19 protein-coding genes are annotated in these 14,748 nt (G+C 63.5%); 5 read left to right on the top strand and 14 right to left on the bottom strand.

The genetic code is table 11. The features are described 5' to 3' along the window. Window positions 1-86: 86 nt before the first annotated feature. On the bottom strand, window positions 87-191 hold the full coding sequence (gene speFL, locus ACJ8PI_RS15600) for a leader peptide SpeFL (protein WP_004933443.1): 105 nt from the start codon (window positions 189-191) through the stop codon (window positions 87-89). 433 nt (window positions 192-624) lie between these two features. Here speFL and ACJ8PI_RS15595 point away from each other — a divergent pair, with 433 nt between their 5' ends. Beyond that, entirely contained in the window at window positions 625-1,065 is a 441-nt protein-coding gene (locus tag ACJ8PI_RS15595) for a YhbP family protein (protein WP_033648653.1), read from the top strand. Window positions 1,066-1,095: 30 nt separating this feature from the next. Further along, window positions 1,096-1,728, top strand: coding sequence for an NAD(P)H-binding protein (locus ACJ8PI_RS15590; protein ID WP_164134811.1), 633 nt, complete (start codon window positions 1,096-1,098; stop codon window positions 1,726-1,728). Here the strand turns inward: ACJ8PI_RS15590 and phnP are convergent. The 11 genes from phnP to phnF are packed head-to-tail and all read right to left on the bottom strand — an operon-like array spanning window position 1,685 to window position 9,988. Next, window positions 1,685-2,467 carry a phosphonate metabolism protein PhnP gene (gene phnP / locus ACJ8PI_RS15585; RefSeq protein ID WP_033631638.1) on the bottom strand — a complete coding sequence of 261 codons (783 nt, stop codon included), beginning with the start codon at window positions 2,465-2,467 and terminating at the stop codon, window positions 1,685-1,687. The two genes, ACJ8PI_RS15590 and phnP, sit on opposite strands and share 44 nt — an antisense overlap. A gap of 12 nt (window positions 2,468-2,479) precedes the next feature. Next, window positions 2,480-3,082, bottom strand: coding sequence for a DapH/DapD/GlmU-related protein (locus ACJ8PI_RS15580; protein WP_015376431.1), 603 nt, complete (start codon window positions 3,080-3,082; stop codon window positions 2,480-2,482). After that, window positions 3,079-3,648, bottom strand: coding sequence for a ribose 1,5-bisphosphokinase (gene phnN, locus ACJ8PI_RS15575; protein ID WP_164134810.1), 570 nt, complete (start codon window positions 3,646-3,648; stop codon window positions 3,079-3,081). Before phnN ends, ACJ8PI_RS15580 begins: the two co-directional genes overlap by 4 nt. Beyond that, window positions 3,648-4,784, bottom strand: a complete 1,137-nt coding sequence (gene phnM, locus ACJ8PI_RS15570) for an alpha-D-ribose 1-methylphosphonate 5-triphosphate diphosphatase (protein ID WP_047729229.1) — start codon at window positions 4,782-4,784, stop codon at window positions 3,648-3,650. Before phnM ends, phnN begins: the two co-directional genes overlap by 1 nt. Continuing rightward, complete coding sequence (gene phnL, locus ACJ8PI_RS15565; protein ID WP_049232449.1) at window positions 4,784-5,488, bottom strand: phosphonate C-P lyase system protein PhnL; 705 nt, start codon at window positions 5,486-5,488, stop codon at window positions 4,784-4,786. Before phnL ends, phnM begins: the two co-directional genes overlap by 1 nt. A 16-nt stretch (window positions 5,489-5,504) precedes the next feature. After that, window positions 5,505-6,293 (bottom strand): phosphonate C-P lyase system protein PhnK, encoded by a 789-nt coding sequence (phnK, locus tag ACJ8PI_RS15560; protein ID WP_164134809.1) that lies wholly within the window; start codon window positions 6,291-6,293, stop codon window positions 5,505-5,507. Beyond that, complete coding sequence (locus tag ACJ8PI_RS15555; protein ID WP_004933420.1) at window positions 6,293-7,153, bottom strand: alpha-D-ribose 1-methylphosphonate 5-phosphate C-P-lyase PhnJ; 861 nt, start codon at window positions 7,151-7,153, stop codon at window positions 6,293-6,295. The genes phnK and ACJ8PI_RS15555 overlap by 1 nt, the downstream gene beginning before the upstream one ends. Further along, on the bottom strand, window positions 7,146-8,231 hold the full coding sequence (locus tag ACJ8PI_RS15550; protein ID WP_164134808.1) for a carbon-phosphorus lyase complex subunit PhnI: 1,086 nt from the start codon (window positions 8,229-8,231) through the stop codon (window positions 7,146-7,148). Before ACJ8PI_RS15550 ends, ACJ8PI_RS15555 begins: the two co-directional genes overlap by 8 nt. Beyond that, window positions 8,231-8,812, bottom strand: coding sequence for a phosphonate C-P lyase system protein PhnH (gene phnH / locus ACJ8PI_RS15545; RefSeq protein ID WP_164134807.1), 582 nt, complete (start codon window positions 8,810-8,812; stop codon window positions 8,231-8,233). The genes ACJ8PI_RS15550 and phnH overlap by 1 nt, the downstream gene beginning before the upstream one ends. A 3-nt stretch (window positions 8,813-8,815) precedes the next feature. Beyond that, window positions 8,816-9,259, bottom strand: a complete 444-nt coding sequence (phnG, locus tag ACJ8PI_RS15540; protein ID WP_164134806.1) for a phosphonate C-P lyase system protein PhnG — start codon at window positions 9,257-9,259, stop codon at window positions 8,816-8,818. After that, the gene (gene phnF / locus ACJ8PI_RS15535; RefSeq protein WP_060428779.1) at window positions 9,260-9,988 is read right to left on the bottom strand and encodes a phosphonate metabolism transcriptional regulator PhnF; all 729 of its coding nucleotides are present in this window, start codon (window positions 9,986-9,988) and stop codon (window positions 9,260-9,262) included. A gap of 227 nt (window positions 9,989-10,215) precedes the next feature. Here phnF and ACJ8PI_RS15530 point away from each other — a divergent pair, with 227 nt between their 5' ends. The 3 genes from ACJ8PI_RS15530 to ACJ8PI_RS15520 all read left to right on the top strand — a co-directional run bounded on the left by ACJ8PI_RS15530 (window position 10,216) and on the right by ACJ8PI_RS15520 (window position 11,948). After that, the gene (locus tag ACJ8PI_RS15530) at window positions 10,216-11,271 is read left to right on the top strand and encodes a permease (RefSeq protein WP_164134805.1); all 1,056 of its coding nucleotides are present in this window, start codon (window positions 10,216-10,218) and stop codon (window positions 11,269-11,271) included. A gap of 105 nt (window positions 11,272-11,376) precedes the next feature. Then, entirely contained in the window at window positions 11,377-11,664 is a 288-nt protein-coding gene (locus ACJ8PI_RS15525) for a type II toxin-antitoxin system RelB/DinJ family antitoxin (RefSeq protein ID WP_039567725.1), read from the top strand. A gap of 8 nt (window positions 11,665-11,672) precedes the next feature. Next, the gene (locus tag ACJ8PI_RS15520) at window positions 11,673-11,948 is read left to right on the top strand and encodes a type II toxin-antitoxin system RelE/ParE family toxin (RefSeq protein WP_038879053.1); all 276 of its coding nucleotides are present in this window, start codon (window positions 11,673-11,675) and stop codon (window positions 11,946-11,948) included. Window positions 11,949-11,953: 5 nt separating this feature from the next. On the opposite strand, the gene nrdG is transcribed toward ACJ8PI_RS15520, so the two are convergent. Together nrdG and nrdD are read right to left on the bottom strand one after the other, a co-directional pair. Continuing rightward, window positions 11,954-12,418, bottom strand: a complete 465-nt coding sequence (gene nrdG, locus ACJ8PI_RS15515; protein ID WP_164134804.1) for an anaerobic ribonucleoside-triphosphate reductase-activating protein — start codon at window positions 12,416-12,418, stop codon at window positions 11,954-11,956. Window positions 12,419-12,586: 168 nt separating this feature from the next. After that, window positions 12,587-14,725 carry an anaerobic ribonucleoside-triphosphate reductase gene (gene nrdD, locus ACJ8PI_RS15510; protein WP_004933403.1) on the bottom strand — a complete coding sequence of 713 codons (2,139 nt, stop codon included), beginning with the start codon at window positions 14,723-14,725 and terminating at the stop codon, window positions 12,587-12,589. Between the last annotated feature and the right edge of the window lie 23 nt (window positions 14,726-14,748).

Raw genomic sequence — 14,748 nt, 5'->3', positions numbered from 1 at the left:
AGAAAGCGATATTATCACCGGCGTGCGGAGAATAAATAAAAACGCAATGACACTCTTATCAACGGCGTAAGAGCGAGGGGAGAGGGTTATCTGTAGTTGAAGAATGCGAAGCTAAAGCAGCTGCGATGAGCCATCATCATAATATGGGTTGTGCGCCTGATATGCGCCATTTTGCGGTTATTGTTTTCCATTTTCTAATCCACCTTGCTGAGTGAAAAGATGGCGCTATTTTAACGCAAGGTTGGCTAAAAATCGTGATGAAAGTCACATAAATGCCGGTGTTTATAAATAACTATTCACCTGTTATGCAATGAATTGCATAAACAGCGTTCAGGTGGGCCAACGGGCTTGTAAACGAATTGCTAATCGACTCCGGGCGGGTGCGCTAAATTTGCGTGTCGTCAGGATGGGAATAAAAGAACCGGTCGAATAAGCGGTTGCATAACGATCAAATAAATCCGTCTTGTATTTTTTATGTTATAAATCTTTTCCTGGCCTAAGTTAATAAAAATGCATTTATTGTGTTTTTATATTCAATTTGGGTTTTTGATGATTATCGTTATTTGTGACTCGCCTCAACAACGCAGGGTAAGATGAAGTGAGTGAACAGGGAGGCGAGTAACCTTGAATACCCCAGAACAACGGCAGCAGATTGCGGATTTCATCGGCAAACAACACGTCTTGACGCTGTGCGCCGGCGACGGCCTCGACATGTGGTGCGCCAACTGTTTTTACGTGTTCGATGCCGCGGCGATGGCGCTGTGGCTGATGACCGAACCGCACACCCGCCACGGCGGGCTGATGCTGAACAACGGCCGGGTGGTTGGCACCATCGCGCCGAAGCCGAAAAGCATCGCGCTGATCCGCGGCGTGCAGTACCGCGCCGAGGCGGTGCTGCTGAGCGGCGAAGAAGCCGAGGCGGCGCGCGCGCGTTACTGCAAGCGCTTCCCGATCGCCAGGGCGATGAAGGCCTCGGTTTGGCGGCTGGATCTGCACGAGGTGAAGATGACCGACAACACCCTCGGCTTCGGCAAGAAGCTGCATTGGGCGCGGTCTATACTTTAAGTTGACGTATTGATTACAACGGGAGATTGCATGGCGCGAGCACTGTTAGTCGGCGCAACCGGGTTGGTGGGGCGCGAGTTGTTGCAGCTGTTGCAAAGCGATCCGCAGATAACGTCCATCGTGGCGCCGACGCGCACGCCGCTGCCGCCGCACGGCAAGCTGACCAACCCGGTCGGCGATGCGCTGTTCGAGCTGCTGAGTAGCCTGCAGCAGCCGGTCGATCTGGTGTTCTGCTGCCTGGGCACCACCCGCCGGGCGGCGGGTAGCGCCGATGCCTTCCGCTACGTCGATTATCAACTGGTGGTGGAGAGCGCGCTGACCGGCCGCCGCTTGGGGGCGCAGCACTGTCTGGTGGTAAGCGCGTTGGGCGCCAACGCGGATTCCACCTTCCTGTATAACCGCACCAAAGGCGAGATGGAGCAGGCGCTGCGCGAACAGCACTGGCCGCGCCTGACGCTGGTGCGGCCTTCCATGCTGGTGGGGGATCGCCCTGCGCCGCGCCTGATGGAGCGCCTCACGCTGCCGCTGTTCAGGCTGCTGCCCGGCAAATGGCGCGCCGTCTCCGCCAAAGACGTGGCGCAAACGCTGCTGCAGCAGGCGTTCACGCCGGGCGAAGGGGTCAGGGTGCTGGAGTCGGATCGGCTGCACTGCTACCGAGGCTGACGCTGAGGTGATCGAACGCCAGCTCCAGCCCGGCGGGCAGTTCGTTGTCCAGCAGCCACCGATCGAGATGATGGCTGATGTGCGTCAGCAGCGTGCGTTTGGGCTGCAGCAGCCGCTGCGTCTCCTGCGCGCGGGTCAGGTCGTTGTGGTTGCGCGGCGCCTGCGGCTGTGGCGGCAGGCTGCAATCGAGCACCAGCAGATCCAGCGCCACGTTTTGCAGATAGTCGGCGGTGGCCGGCGGCAGGCCGACGGTGTCGGTCAGGTAGGCCAGCGCAGCGCCCGCCGCCTGGATCAGATAGCCGTGGGTCAGCTTGGAGTGTTGCAGCGGCAGCGGGGTGATGCGCATGCCGCCCAGCTCGACGGTGGCAAAGGGCGCCAGCGGCGGCTGAAACGCCAGAATGCCGGGGTGTTTGAACAGATCGTCGCAGCCCTGTTCATCCGGCGGGCCATACACCGGAATAGAATTTCCGCACCCCCAACGCAAAGGAAATAACCCCTGAACGTGATCCATGTGGTAATGTGTCAGTAAAAAACGTTGAATTTGCCCCGCCGAAAATCGCCGCTCCAAAGCCGGTAATCCCGCATCCAATAAGGTCGTTTCTCCCTGATAGTTAAGCATGGCGCTGCACGCTCGCCGCCGAAATGCCGGCTCGCGCCGCGCCCGTTGGCAGATAGGGCAGTCGCAGCCGAACACCGGCACCTGCTGCGCGCCGCCGGTGCCGAGAAAGGTCAGTTGCATCGCTCCCCTCCGTTAAAGGTACTTCTGGGCAAAGCGGTTGATGTCGCGAAAATCCGCCAGCCGCGCCTGCAGCGTGGCGTGATCCCAGTGCCACCACTGGCTGCGTTCGATGCGTTCTATCAGCGCGTCGTCAAAGCGCATGCCGATCTTCTTGGCCGCCACGCCGGCGACGATGCTGTAAGGCTCCACGTCCTTGGTGACCACCGCCGCGCTGCCGATCACCGCGCCGTTACCGACGCTGACGCCCGGCATCAGGATGGCGTTATGGCCGATCCACACGTCGTGGCCGACGGTGACGTGGTGCTCGCGCCGCCAGTCGAAGAACGCCGCGTCGTCTTCCCCCAGCCCGTATTCAGAGGCGCGGTAGGTAAAGTGGTGCTGCGCGATGCGCTGGTAGGTCGGGTGGTTGCCGGGATTGATGCGCGCATAGGAGGCGATGGAGACGAACTTGCCGATGGTGGCGTAAAAGATCTGGTTGTGCCCGGCGGTGTAGGAGTAGTCCCCCATCTCCACCTCTTCCAGGATCGCATCGTCGGCCAGATGCACATATTGGCCGAGCCGGGTGCGGTTAAGGGTCACGTTGTCGCCGATTTTCGGCTGGGCAAAGTCGTTCATGGCGTCGCGTCCTGAGCTTGTCGGGTGGCGGTAGGCAGCAGCGCCAGCAGCGCCGCCAAAGTGTCGTCGAGTGGGCCGTCGTTGTGCAGCAGCCGGCAGCCGGCGGGCAGACTCTGCTGATATTCTGCCGCCCGCGCCAGCCGCTGCTCGATCTGTTCGGCGCTTTCTCGCCCGCGATCCTGCAGGCGCCGGCGCAGGATCCCGGTGCTGACCTGCAGGCACACCGGCAGCAGCTGCGCGCCATAGCGCTGCTGCGCCTGCGGCAGGTGGGCGCGCGAACCGTTGACCGCCACGTCGATCCCCTGCAGCAGCCAAAGATCCACCTCGATCCCGAACGCATAGCGCTGCTGGTGGGCCTGCCAGTCGAGCGCGAACAGCCCCTTGGCGCGGCGGCGCAGAAATTCCGGTTCGCTCAGCGCGATATGATTCTCGCAGCCGGCGTCCGCCGGCCGGGTGATGTAACGGTGCGCCACCAGCGGCGCGCGGTCGGCGTCGGCCCGCAGCGCAGCCAGCAGGCTGTCCTTGCCTGCGCCGGAGGGCCCCATCAGGTAGATGAGCCGCGCCATCAGAACACCTGCCTGCCCTGGCGCCACACGTTCTGCACGTAAACGTGCTCGCCGTGCGGCCGCGCCAGCACCAGATCCGCCCGCAGTCCTTCGGCGAGGGTGCCGCGATCCTGCAGATCCAGCGCCCGCGCCGGGTTGCGGGTGATCATGCGCACCGCCTGGGGCAGGTCGTAAGCGTTGCGTTCGTCCGCCGCGAGGCGAAACGCCGCGTCCAGCAGGCTGGCCGGGTAATAATCAGAAGAGAGAATATCCAGCACCCCCAGCGCCGCCAGGTGGTGCGCCGCCACGTTGCCGGAGTGAGAACCGCCGCGCACGATGTTCGGCGCGCCCATCAGCACCTGCAGGCCCTGCTGGTGCGAGGCGCGGGCGGCCGCCTCGGTGGTGGGGAACTCGGCAATGGCGCTGCCCAGCGCGCAGGACTCGGCCACGTGCGCGGCGGTGGCATCGTCATGGCTGGCCAGCGAGATGCGGCGTGCGCGGCAGTGGGCGGCGATCGCCTCGCGGTTCGGCGCGGCCCAGCGGGCGGACAGGGCGACCTGCTGCTCCTCGTACTCGCTCATCTGTTGATCGTTGAGGTGGTATTTGCCCTGATAATATTCGCGGTACTTTTCGCGCGAGGCGAACTGGCGCTGGCCCGGCGAATGGTCCATCAGCGACACCAGCGACACGCCCGGCTTGTCCATCAGCTGTTCGAACAGCGGCAGCGTGCTCTCGTGCGGCAGCTCGCAGCGCAGGTGCAGCCGGTGCTCGGCGCGGTTGACCCCGGCGCGCTGGCTGTGGATCACCGCGTCGATCATCTTCTGCAGGTTTTCCAGCCGGTGGCCGCCGTCGCGCACGTCGCCGATCGCCACCGCGTCCAGCACCGTGGTGATGCCGTTGGCCACCATCAGCGCGTCGTGGCTGCTCATCGCCGAATGGGCCGGCCAGTCGACGTTCGGGCGCGGGGTGAAGAACTTGTCCAGGTTGTCGGTATGCAGCTCGATCAGCCCCGGCAGCAGCCAGCCGCCGTCGCCGTCCAGTGCCTGCGGCAGCCGGCTCGGGCCGTCGGTGAAGCTGCGGATCACGCCGTCCTGCATCTCCAGCGAGCCTTGCACCACCTGGTCATCCAGCACCAGCTTAACGTTATTGACGATCATCAGAGGGCCTCCAGCGCCTGCGGCGCCTGCATGTCATAAAGCCGGTCGGCGACCTGTCGGCGGACGCCTTCATCGTGAAAAATGCCGACGATCGCCGCGCCGCGCGCCTTGGCGCGTTCGATAAGCTGCACCACCGCCGCGCTGTTGCGGCTGTCGAGCGAGGCGGTCGGTTCGTCCAGCAGCAGAATGGGGTAATCGACGATAAAGCCGCGCGCGATGTTCACCCGTTGCTGCTCGCCGCCGGAGAAGGTGGACGGCGCCAGCGGCCACAGGCGCTGCGGCACGTTGAGCGCAGCGAGCAGCGCCTCGGCGCGTTCACGGCACTCGGCGCGTTCGACGCCCTGTTCCAGCAGCGGCTGCATCACCACCTCCAGCGCGCTGATGCGCGGGATCACCCGCAGGAACTGGCTGACCCAGCCCAGCGTATGGCGGCGCACCGCCAGAATTTGGCGCGCATCGGCGCTGACCATGTCCAGCCAGTCGCCCTGGTGGTTGATCCAGATATGGCCGCTGTCCGGCAGGTAGTTGGCATACAGCGAGCGCAGCAGGGTGGATTTGCCGCTGCCGGAGTGGCCGTGCAGCACCACGCATTCGCCGCTGCCGACCGTCAGGTTGGCGTCGTGCAGCACCGGCAGCCGGGTGCCGTACTGCTGATGCAGCACAAAGGTTTTACTGAGATGTTCAACTCGGATTTGCATAGTCATCTGTTATCGCCTTGGGTTACGACAGCACCGAAGAAACCAGCAGCTGGGTATAAGGATGGTGCGGGTCGTCCAGCACCCGGTCGGTCAGGCCGCTCTCCACCACTTCGCCCTGTTTCATCACCAGCAGGCGGTGGGCCAGCAGCCGCGCCACGCCGAGATCGTGGGTAACGATCACCGCCGCCAGCTGCATTTCCACCACCAGGTTGCGCAGCAGATCGAGCAGGCGCGCCTGTACCGACACGTCCAGCCCGCCGGTCGGCTCATCCATAAACACCAGCTTGGGGTGGGTGACCAGGTTGCGGGCGATCTGCAGCCGCTGCTGCATGCCGCCGGAGAAGGTGGTCGGCAGATCGTCGAGGCGCGACAGCGGGATTTCGACGTCTTCCAGCCACTGACCGGCCTGGCGGCGAATGTCGCCATAGTGGCGCTGGCCGATGGCCATCAGCCGCTCGCCGATGTTGCCGCCGGCGGAGACCTGCGGTCGCAGCCCGTCGAGCGGGTGCTGGTGCACCACGCCCCAGTCGGTGCGCAGCAGGCGGCGGCGATCGCTCTCCGCCATGGCGTACAGCTCCTGTTCCTGGCCCGCCTGCGGGCGGTAAAGGATCTGCCCGCGCTGCGGCGCCAGCCGCGCCGAGATCGACTTCAGCAGCGTGGTTTTGCCGGAGCCGGATTCGCCGACGATGCCCAGCACTTCACCGGGGTAGATGTCGAACGACACGTCGCTGAAGCCCTTGCCGGGGGCGTACAGGTGGGTGAGCCGGTTCACCGACAGCAGCGGAGTGGTGCTCAAAGGGGTGGAAGTCATCAGTGCTGCGCCTCTTGCGAAGATTGCGCCAACTGCTGCCGGCAGTAGTCGGTGTCCGAACAGACGAACATGCGGTTGCCCCGATCGTCGAGCACCACCTCGTCCAGGTAGCTGTGGCGCGAACCGCACAGCGCGCAGGGTTCGTCCCACTGCTGCACGCTGAACGGGTGGTCGTCGAAGTCCAGGCTCTCCACCTTGGTGAACGGCGGCAGGGCGTAGATGCGTTTCTCGCGCCCGGCGCCGAACAGCTGCAGCGCCGGCATCATGTGCATTTTCGGGTTGTCGAATTTCGGGATCGGCGAAGGATCCATCACGTAGCGATCGTTAACCTTCACCGGGTAGGCGTACGTGGTGGCGATATGGCCGTAGCGCGCGATGTCTTCATACAGCTTCACCTGCATCACGCCGTACTCCTCCAGCGCGTGCATCTTGCGGGTCTCGGTTTCGCGCGGTTCGATAAAGCGCAGCGGCTCCGGGATCGGCACCTGATAGATCAGGATCTGGTCTTCGCGCAGCGCCGTTTCCGGAATGCGGTGACGGGTTTGGATCAGCGTGGCCTCCGGCGTGCGTTCGGTGGTTTCCACCCCGGCGACGCGCTGGAAGAAGCGGCGGATCGACACCGCGTTGGTGGTGTCGTCGGCGCCCTGGTCGATCACCTTCAGCACGTCGGCGCGGCCGATAACGCTGGCGGTGAGCTGAATGCCGCCGGTGCCCCAGCCGTAGGGCATCGGCATCTCGCGGCCGCCGAACGGCACCTGATAGCCGGGGATCGCCACCGCTTTGAGGATGGCGCGGCGGATCATGCGCTTGGTCTGCTCGTCCAGATAGCCGAGGTTATAGCCGGTCAATACTTCACTCATCGCGGGCCTCCTGACGCTCGCTGTATTCCTGTCGCAGCCGCTTGAGCAGCTCCAGTTCGGCCTGGAAGTCGACGTAGTGCGGCAGCTTGAGATGGGAGACGAAGCCGGCGGCCTCGACGTTGTCGGCGTGGGCCAGCACGAACTCTTCGTCCTGCGCCGGGCCGGCGACGCCTTCGCCGTAGTCGGGGCTTTGCAATGCGCGATCTACCAGCGCCATCGCCATCGCCTTGCGTTCGGCGCGGCCGAACACCAGCCCGTAACCGCGGGTGAAGTGCGGCGGGTGGTCCTTTGGATCGACGAAGCCGTTGATCATTTCGCACTCGGTCAGCAGGATTTCGCCGATATCGATGGCGAAACCGAGCTCTTCAGGCACGATCTCCACCGAAACGTGGCCGGTGCGGATCTCGCCGGCGAACGGGTGGTTGCGGCCGTAGCCGCGCTGGGTGGCGTAGCCGAGCGCCAGCAGAAAACCTTCGTCGCCGCGCACCAGCTGCTGCAGGCGCGCCGAGCGCGAGCAGGGGTAAACCGGCGGATTGCGGGTGATGTCGTCCGGCGCGCTGCCGTCGTCCTGTTCCTCCCGCGCCAGCTGCTGGCGGCACAGCAGATCGAATACGTGGCTACAGTTGTCCGGCAGCGGTTCGTCGGCCTGCGGCGCGCGCGGCGCCTCGCCTTCCGCCAGCAGCGCGAAGTCCAGCAGCCGGTGGGTGTAGTCGTAGGTCGGCCCCAGCACCTGCCCGCCGGGCAAGTCCTTGTAAACCGCCGAGATGCGCCGCTCCAGCCGCATGTTTTCGCTGGCCAGCGGCTCGCTGACCGCGAGGCGCGGCAGGGTGGTGCGGTAGGCGCGCAGCAGGAAGATCGCCTCCACCAGATCGCCGCTGGCCTGTTTGATGGCCAGCGCCGCCAGCTCGCGATCGTAGATACCGCCTTCGGTCATCACCCGATCCACCGCCAGCCCCAGCTGCTGTTCGATTTGTTCCGCGCCGAGAGCCGGCAGCGCGTCGTCGCCGCGCCGCAGCTGTTCCTGCAGCTGATGGGCGGCCTCAATGGCTTTTTCGCCCCCTTTTACCGCTACGTACATCAGCACACCTCCACGCGGGTGGTCCGCGGGATCGCCAGCAGGCGATCGCCGCAGGTCAGCAAAATATCCAGCCCCAGCGGGAAGCGCTGCGGGCGGTTGACCAGGTAATCCAGCAGCGCCAGCGGCAGGCGCGGCGCAATCAGGCGTTGGCTCTCGATGCCGGGGCCGGTCAGGCGCAGCGCGGCGCCGTTCTCCAGCTCAGCAAGCTGCACCACCACCGTGGCGCCGAATTCCGGCGAGATTTCCGTGCCGTGCGGCAACGCCTGCAGATCGGCGGCCTGCAGCTGCTCATCGAACAGGGCAAAACAGACCTCCTGCGCCGTGGCGGCCAGCGGCGCACCGCTGTGAAAACGAATGTTTGTTAGCACTTGCTCACTTTTAAGCGCAGCGCACAGTTGCAGCGGCGTTTCCTGATCGGCCAGCGTCAGCAGCGCGGCGGTGCTGGCGGCGTTCAGCGGCGCCCAGGCCGGGCCGTTCGGCAGCGTCACCCGGTGGCCCGGTTCGCTCAAGGCTTTAAGAATCAAACGGAAAGCGTGCTGCGATTGGTCTATCGGTTGCTCAAAACCGGTCAATAAACTCATGGCTTAATCCCCTCGCACCAGCGTAAAGAAGTCCACCCGGCTGGCGGCGATCGCCCGGGCGCGCAGCTGGCGCTGCTCGTGCTGCAGCGCAGCCAGCGGGGCGATCAGCTGTTGTTGCAGGCGTTCGCCGTGTTCCGGCTGTTGCAGCAGCGCATCGGCCAGCGCGCACAGCTCGGCATGCGCCTTGTCGCGCCCGGCGATATAGCTGTAGCCGTAGCCGCCGTTGTCCAGCTGCACCACCGCGCGGGTGACCGTCATGTCCCCGAGCACGAAGCGGCGGCCGGTGGCGCCCATGCGCCCCTGCAGCTGGGCCAGGCCGATCTCTGGCGCGCGGATGCTGCGGTAACCCGGGCTGAGGTTTAGCGCCTGCCAGTGGCTGCGCAGCTGCTCGGGCCGGCTGTGCGCCAGCACCAACATCCAGCGTTGTCTCGACTCTAAGGCTTGCATTCAGTGCTCCATCGTCAGTTCAATCATGTCGGCGCGGGCCAGGCTGACGGAGTATTCCGCCACGTCTTCGCCGCCGCTGCGGACGTTAAGGGTGCGCACGCACAGCAGCGGCGCGTGGGTGGCGATCTCCAGCAGCCGGCTCTCTTTGGCCTGCGCGCGGCGCGCGCTGATGCGCGTCTGGCGGCGGGTCAGCGCCTGCTGGAGGTGCTGTTCGATAAACTGGTGCAGCGAACCGCTGTGGAACTGCTGCAGCGCCGGCCACCAGTCCAGATCGGGCAGATAGTGGTCGATCACGCTCATCGGCACGCCGTTGACCCGGCGCAGGGTGCGCAGGTGGATCACCATTTCGCCTTCTTCACGCGAGAGCGCGCTGGCGATATGCCCATTGCACGGGCGCAAGACGGCGAGTAAGCGCTCACTGGTGGGGTGGCTACCCTGCTCGAACAGGTTCTGGCTGAAGCGGGTATTGGCGTGCAGCGGGTAGTCGTAAGGCCGCATCAGCACCAGAATGCCGACGCCGTGGCGGCGCTGCAGCCAGCCGCGCTCTACCAGCTGATCCACCGCGCGGCGCAGGGTGTGGCGATTGACCTGGTAACGTTCGGCCAGCTGCTGTTCCGAAGGCAGGTAGTCGCCGCAGCGGTATTGCGTGCGCAGCTCCTGTTCCAGCTGCGCGGCGATCTGCTGATAGCGGGTGGGGTAAGTGGTCGGATGTCTAGATAACTCCATCATAATAAAAACCTCGTCATACCGATGGCTGTGCGATGAAGGCGAAAGCGGTGCGTTTCATCGTGCGTCTACCCTGTGGTTTTCAAGTTGGCATCATGGTGCCGGGCGCAGATGACAATCGCGTTACGCGTCGGTGGCGAACAGATGAACTATTTTGGACAGCCCGGGCGTGCACGGGCGGCGGCGGCGCGCTATGCTGGCGCCACTGTTGACTGACTCTGGCCGCGACCATGCCGCAATCTCTGAACGCCCCTGAACCCGCCCCACGCGCCTGGCCGCTGTGGAAACCGATCCTGTTTCTGCTGGTGGTGGCCGTCGGCCTCTACTACATCAAATGGCAGCCTTACTACGGCAAGGCCTTTGTGGCGGCGGACAGCCACTCGATCGGCAAATCGATCCTGGCCGACGGCGCCGCGAGCCCCTGGCTGGCGGCCTGGCAGTATGCGTTGGTCTACTTCACCGCGGTATGGAAGGCGGCGCTGCTCGGGGTGCTGTTAGGTTCGCTGGTGCAGGTGCTGATCCCGCGCGACTGGCTGGCGCGTATGCTCGGCCACCGGCGTTTTTCCGGCACCGTGCTGGGGGCGCTGATCGCGCTGCCGGGCATGATGTGCACCTGTTGCGCCGCACCGGTTGCCGCCGGCATGCGCCGCCAGTCGGTATCCAGCGGCGCCGCGCTGGCCTTTTGGCTCGCCAACCCGGTATTGAACTCGGCGACGCTGGTGTTTATGGGATTTGTGCTCGGTTGGCCGTTCGCCGCCATCCGCCTGGTGGCGGGCGTGGTGATGGTGCTGGGCATCGCCTGGCTGGTGCAGCGCGTGACCGCCAACGATCCACAGCCTGCCGCGCCGCAGCCGCCGCTGATGACGGCGCAGAGCGAAGAACGGCCGTTCCTCGCCCGCTGGGGCAAAGCGCTGTGGGCGCTGTTTTGGTCGACCATCCCGATCTACGTGCTGGCGGTGCTGGCGCTGGGGGCGGCGCGGGTCTGGCTGTTCCCGCACGCCGACGGCGCCGTCGACAATAGCCTGCTGTGGATCATCGGTCTGGCGATCGTCGGCTGCCTGTTCGTTATCCCCACCGCGGCGGAAATCCCGATCGTGCAGACCATGATGCTGGCGGGCATGGGCGCCGGCCCGGCGCTGGCGCTACTGATGACCCTGCCGGCGGTCAGCCTGCCTTCGCTGCTGATGCTCAACAAAGCCTTCTCCGCCCGCGCGCTGTGCCTAACGGCGGCGCTGGTGGCGCTGTGCGGCGCGGTGACCGGCGTGGTGGGGATGGGGTTGGTGTAAAATGTTCAAAAAACGACCTTTCATCTCGATGTTGTTGTCACAAATGTGCTAACGTGTCTGTTCAAGATTTAGTGTCGCCATCGTGCGATTGCAGGAGGAGCAAAGATGGAAAGTCGCATCCAGTTTCGCATCGAAAATGAAACCAAGCGTTTGGCGCAAAAGGCCGCCGAGGCTAAAGGAACGACATTAAGTGAAGCCTGTCGCCGCTTGGCGGAGCAAATGGCTGATGAGCAACGGGCCGCAGAGGAACACGAAAACTGGTTGAAAGATAAGGTAGATGCAGCTTTTTCCCGTCTGCATGAGGGTAATGCTGTTTACCTTAGCCAACAAGAAGTAGAAGAAAGCATGGATGCCTTTAAGGCAAAAATTAGAGCGAAATACGACCGAAAATAGGGATCGTTATGCGTATCGAATGGGATAATGCAGCGCTACGGGACAGGGAACGTATTTTTGAGTTTCTTTATATTTTCAATCCACAGGCGGCAGTGCAGGCTGATAACGAGATAGATAAAGCGGTAAAGCGCCTGCTGGATCATCCTGAGTTAGGTAAGCCTTGGTATGGGAAGGCACGTAAGCTGCTCATTAACAAGGCCTCCCTGTTGCTGGTGTATATCATCGTCGATGATGTTATTAAGGTTTTCTCGATTGCCCACCAGCGTGAGAAATTTCCAAATTAGCGTTGTCATCGCAACCTATGCACCACCTGGTTGCTGCTGCCGCGCCAGATCAGCACCGGGTCTTTCAAATCCTGCACGAACTTGCCGTCGATCAGCACATTGATTCTGTCCACTATCTGCATTTGCTGCGCGTCCAGCTCCGCCAGCCGGTAGCCGGTCCATAGCCAGATATCCTTGCCGGGGCACTCGGCGCGCACCCGTTTCACCAACTGCAAGATGCTCGAGATGTTGGCCGGGTGCAGCGGATCGCCGCCTGAGAGCGACAGCCCCTGACGTGGCACGCGCGTATCGTTCAGATCGGCGATGATGCGGTCTTCCAACGCCGGGGTAAACGGCTGGCCGGAGTTGAGCCGCCAGGTGCTTTTGTTGTAGCAGCCGGGGCACTGGTGCACGCAGCCGGCGACAAACAGCGTGCAGCGGGTGCCGGGGCCGTTGACGACGTCAATCGGGTAGTACTGGTGATAATTCATGTGAGGCCTTCCCATCAGGCTATTTTACTGGCCATTTTGCCTCCGGGCAGTGCTCCCAATCCTCACGTACTGCGTGTACGCTGCGGTTGGTGCGCGCTGGCCGAAGGCAAACTGGCTGCGACAATCACGCCTGATGAACAGGCTTCTGCCTAGGTTGCACGGCGTTTCTCAGCCGAGCTGCCCGTTGCCGAGGTGTTTCACCCGGCGTTTCACCTCTTCCTGTTTGCCGGCGTTGAACGGCCGGGCATCGGGGCTGCCGAGATAGCCGCACACCCGGCGGGTGACCGAGACCTTGGCCGAGTCGTGGTTGCCGCATTTCGGGCAGGTGAAGCCTTTGCTGGTGCAGGAGAATTCACCGGTGAAGCCGCATTCGTAGCACTCGTCGATCGGCGTGTTGGTGCCGTAGTAAGGCACCCGGCTGTAGCTGTAGTCCCACACGTCTTCCAGCGCCTTCAGGTTGTGCTGCAGGTTCGGGTATTCGCCGTAGCAGATGAAGCCGCCGCTGGCCAACGGCGGGTAGGGCGCTTCGAAGTCCAGCTTGTCGTACGGATTGACCTTCTTCTCCACGTCGAGGTGGAAGCTGTTGGTGTAATAGCCCTTGTCGGTGACGCCCGGCACCACGCCGAAATCGGCGGTGTCCAGCCGGCAGAAGCGATCGCACAGGTTCTCGCTCGGCGTGCTGTAGAGGCTGAAGCCGTAGCCGGTCTCGTCTTTCCAGGCGTCGACGGCGGCGCGCAGCCGTGCGACGATCGCCACCGCTTTGGCGCGCAGCGCCTCGTCGTCATACACGTGATTTTCGCCGCCGAACAGCGCGTTGATGGTCTCGTGCAGGCCGATATAGCCCAGCGAAATTGAAGCGCGGCCGTTCTTGAAGATATCGGCGATGTTGTCGTCGGCCTTGAGCCGCACGCCGCAGGCGCCTTCCATGTACAAGATTGGCGCCACCCGCGCCTTGATGCCTTCCAGCCGGGCGATGCGCGTCATCAGGGCCTTTTTCGCCAGCTGCAGGCGCTGATCCAGCAGCGCCCAGAAGCGCGACTCATCGCCCATCGCCTCTAGCGCGATGCGCGGCAGATTGAGGCTGATGACGCCGATGTTGTTGCGGCCGTCGTGCACCAGCTCGCCGTCCTGCTCGTAGGTGCCGAGGAAGCTGCGGCAGCCCATCGGCGTTTTGAACGAGCCGGTCACCTTCACCACCTGATCGTAGTTGAGGATATCCGGGTACATGCGCTTGCTGGCGCACTCCAGCGCCAGCTGTTTGATGTCGTAGTTCGGATCGCCGTACTGGTGGTTGAGGCCGTCGCGGATGGCGAACACCAGTTTGGGGAACACGGCGGTCTTGCGGTTTTTGCCCAGCCCGGCGATGCGGTTTTTCAGGATCGAGCGCTGGATCAGGCGCGACTCCCAGCTGGTGCCGAGGCCGAAGCCGAAGGTGACGAACGGCGTCTGGCCATTGGCGGTGTGCAGGGTGTTGACCTCGTACTCCAGCGACTGGAAGGCGTCGTAACACTCTTTCTCGGTGCGCGCCATGGCATAGCCTTTGGCGTCTGGGATCTGCCACTCTTCCGCCACCTGCAGGTGTTTGCGGAAGCTCTCGTCGACGAACGGCGCCAGGATTTCATCGATGCGGTTGATGGTGGTGCCGCCATAGATATGGCTGGCGACCTGGGCAATGATCTGCGCGGTCACGGCGGTGGCGGTGGAGATCGACTTCGGCGGCTCGATCTCGGCGTTACCCATCTTGAAGCCGTTGGTCAGCATGCCTTTCAGATCGATCAGCATGCAGTTGAACATCGGGAAGAACGGCGAGTAGTCGAGATCGTGGTAGTGAATTTCGCCGCGTTCATGGGCCAGCACCACGTCGCGTGGCAGGATGTGCTGCTTGGCGTAGTGTTTGGCGACGATGCCCGCCAGCAGGTCGCGCTGGGTGGGGATCACCTTGCTGTCCTTGTTGGCGTTTTCGTTCAGCAGCGCGCGGTTACTCTGCTCGACCAGGCCGCGAATTTCCTGGTTCAGGCGGCCGCGCAGCTCGCGCGCCACGTCGCGATCGTGGCGGTATTCGATATAGGCGCGCGCCAGCTGTTTGTACTCGCCGGCCATCAACTGGTTTTCCACCGCCTGCTGGATCTCGTGGATATCGACGCGCGGCTGCTGCTCCATGCGCTGAGCGACCACGCGGGCGACGGTGGCGCAGTAGTCGGCGTCGACCACGCCCACCGCCAGCGCGGCGCGCTCGATGGCCTGCGCGATGCGCGCTTCGTCAAAAGGTACCTGGCAACCGTCCCGCTTAATCACTACTGGTTTCACGTTGTACTCCTTGTTCCCCGAGG

It is taken from the genome of Serratia sp. CY82433 (genome assembly GCF_052166535.1).
Taxonomy (GTDB): Bacteria; Pseudomonadota; Gammaproteobacteria; order Enterobacterales; family Enterobacteriaceae; genus Serratia; species Serratia sarumanii.
This window is presented reverse-complemented; position numbering and strand designations above follow the sequence as displayed.

Coding starts and splice junctions, on each gene's coding strand:
- speFL (WP_004933443.1), bottom strand. CDS start 191: ATGGAAAACAATAACCGCAAAATGGCGCATATCAGGCGCACAACCCAT.
- ACJ8PI_RS15590 (WP_164134811.1), top strand. CDS start 1,096: ATGGCGCGAGCACTGTTAGTCGGCGCAACCGGGTTGGTGGGGCGCGAG.
- phnP (WP_033631638.1), bottom strand. CDS start 2,467: ATGCAACTGACCTTTCTCGGCACCGGCGGCGCGCAGCAGGTGCCGGTG.
- ACJ8PI_RS15580 (WP_015376431.1), bottom strand. CDS start 3,082: ATGAACGACTTTGCCCAGCCGAAAATCGGCGACAACGTGACCCTTAAC.
- phnN (WP_164134810.1), bottom strand. CDS start 3,648: ATGGCGCGGCTCATCTACCTGATGGGGCCCTCCGGCGCAGGCAAGGAC.
- phnM (WP_047729229.1), bottom strand. CDS start 4,784: ATGATCGTCAATAACGTTAAGCTGGTGCTGGATGACCAGGTGGTGCAA.
- phnL (WP_049232449.1), bottom strand. CDS start 5,488: ATGACTATGCAAATCCGAGTTGAACATCTCAGTAAAACCTTTGTGCTG.
- phnK (WP_164134809.1), bottom strand. CDS start 6,293: ATGACTTCCACCCCTTTGAGCACCACTCCGCTGCTGTCGGTGAACCGG.
- ACJ8PI_RS15555 (WP_004933420.1), bottom strand. CDS start 7,153: ATGAGTGAAGTATTGACCGGCTATAACCTCGGCTATCTGGACGAGCAG.
- ACJ8PI_RS15550 (WP_164134808.1), bottom strand. CDS start 8,231: ATGTACGTAGCGGTAAAAGGGGGCGAAAAAGCCATTGAGGCCGCCCAT.
- phnH (WP_164134807.1), bottom strand. CDS start 8,812: ATGAGTTTATTGACCGGTTTTGAGCAACCGATAGACCAATCGCAGCAC.
- phnG (WP_164134806.1), bottom strand. CDS start 9,259: ATGCAAGCCTTAGAGTCGAGACAACGCTGGATGTTGGTGCTGGCGCAC.
- phnF (WP_060428779.1), bottom strand. CDS start 9,988: ATGATGGAGTTATCTAGACATCCGACCACTTACCCCACCCGCTATCAG.
- ACJ8PI_RS15530 (WP_164134805.1), top strand. CDS start 10,216: ATGCCGCAATCTCTGAACGCCCCTGAACCCGCCCCACGCGCCTGGCCG.
- ACJ8PI_RS15525 (WP_039567725.1), top strand. CDS start 11,377: ATGGAAAGTCGCATCCAGTTTCGCATCGAAAATGAAACCAAGCGTTTG.
- ACJ8PI_RS15520 (WP_038879053.1), top strand. CDS start 11,673: ATGCGTATCGAATGGGATAATGCAGCGCTACGGGACAGGGAACGTATT.
- nrdG (WP_164134804.1), bottom strand. CDS start 12,418: ATGAATTATCACCAGTACTACCCGATTGACGTCGTCAACGGCCCCGGC.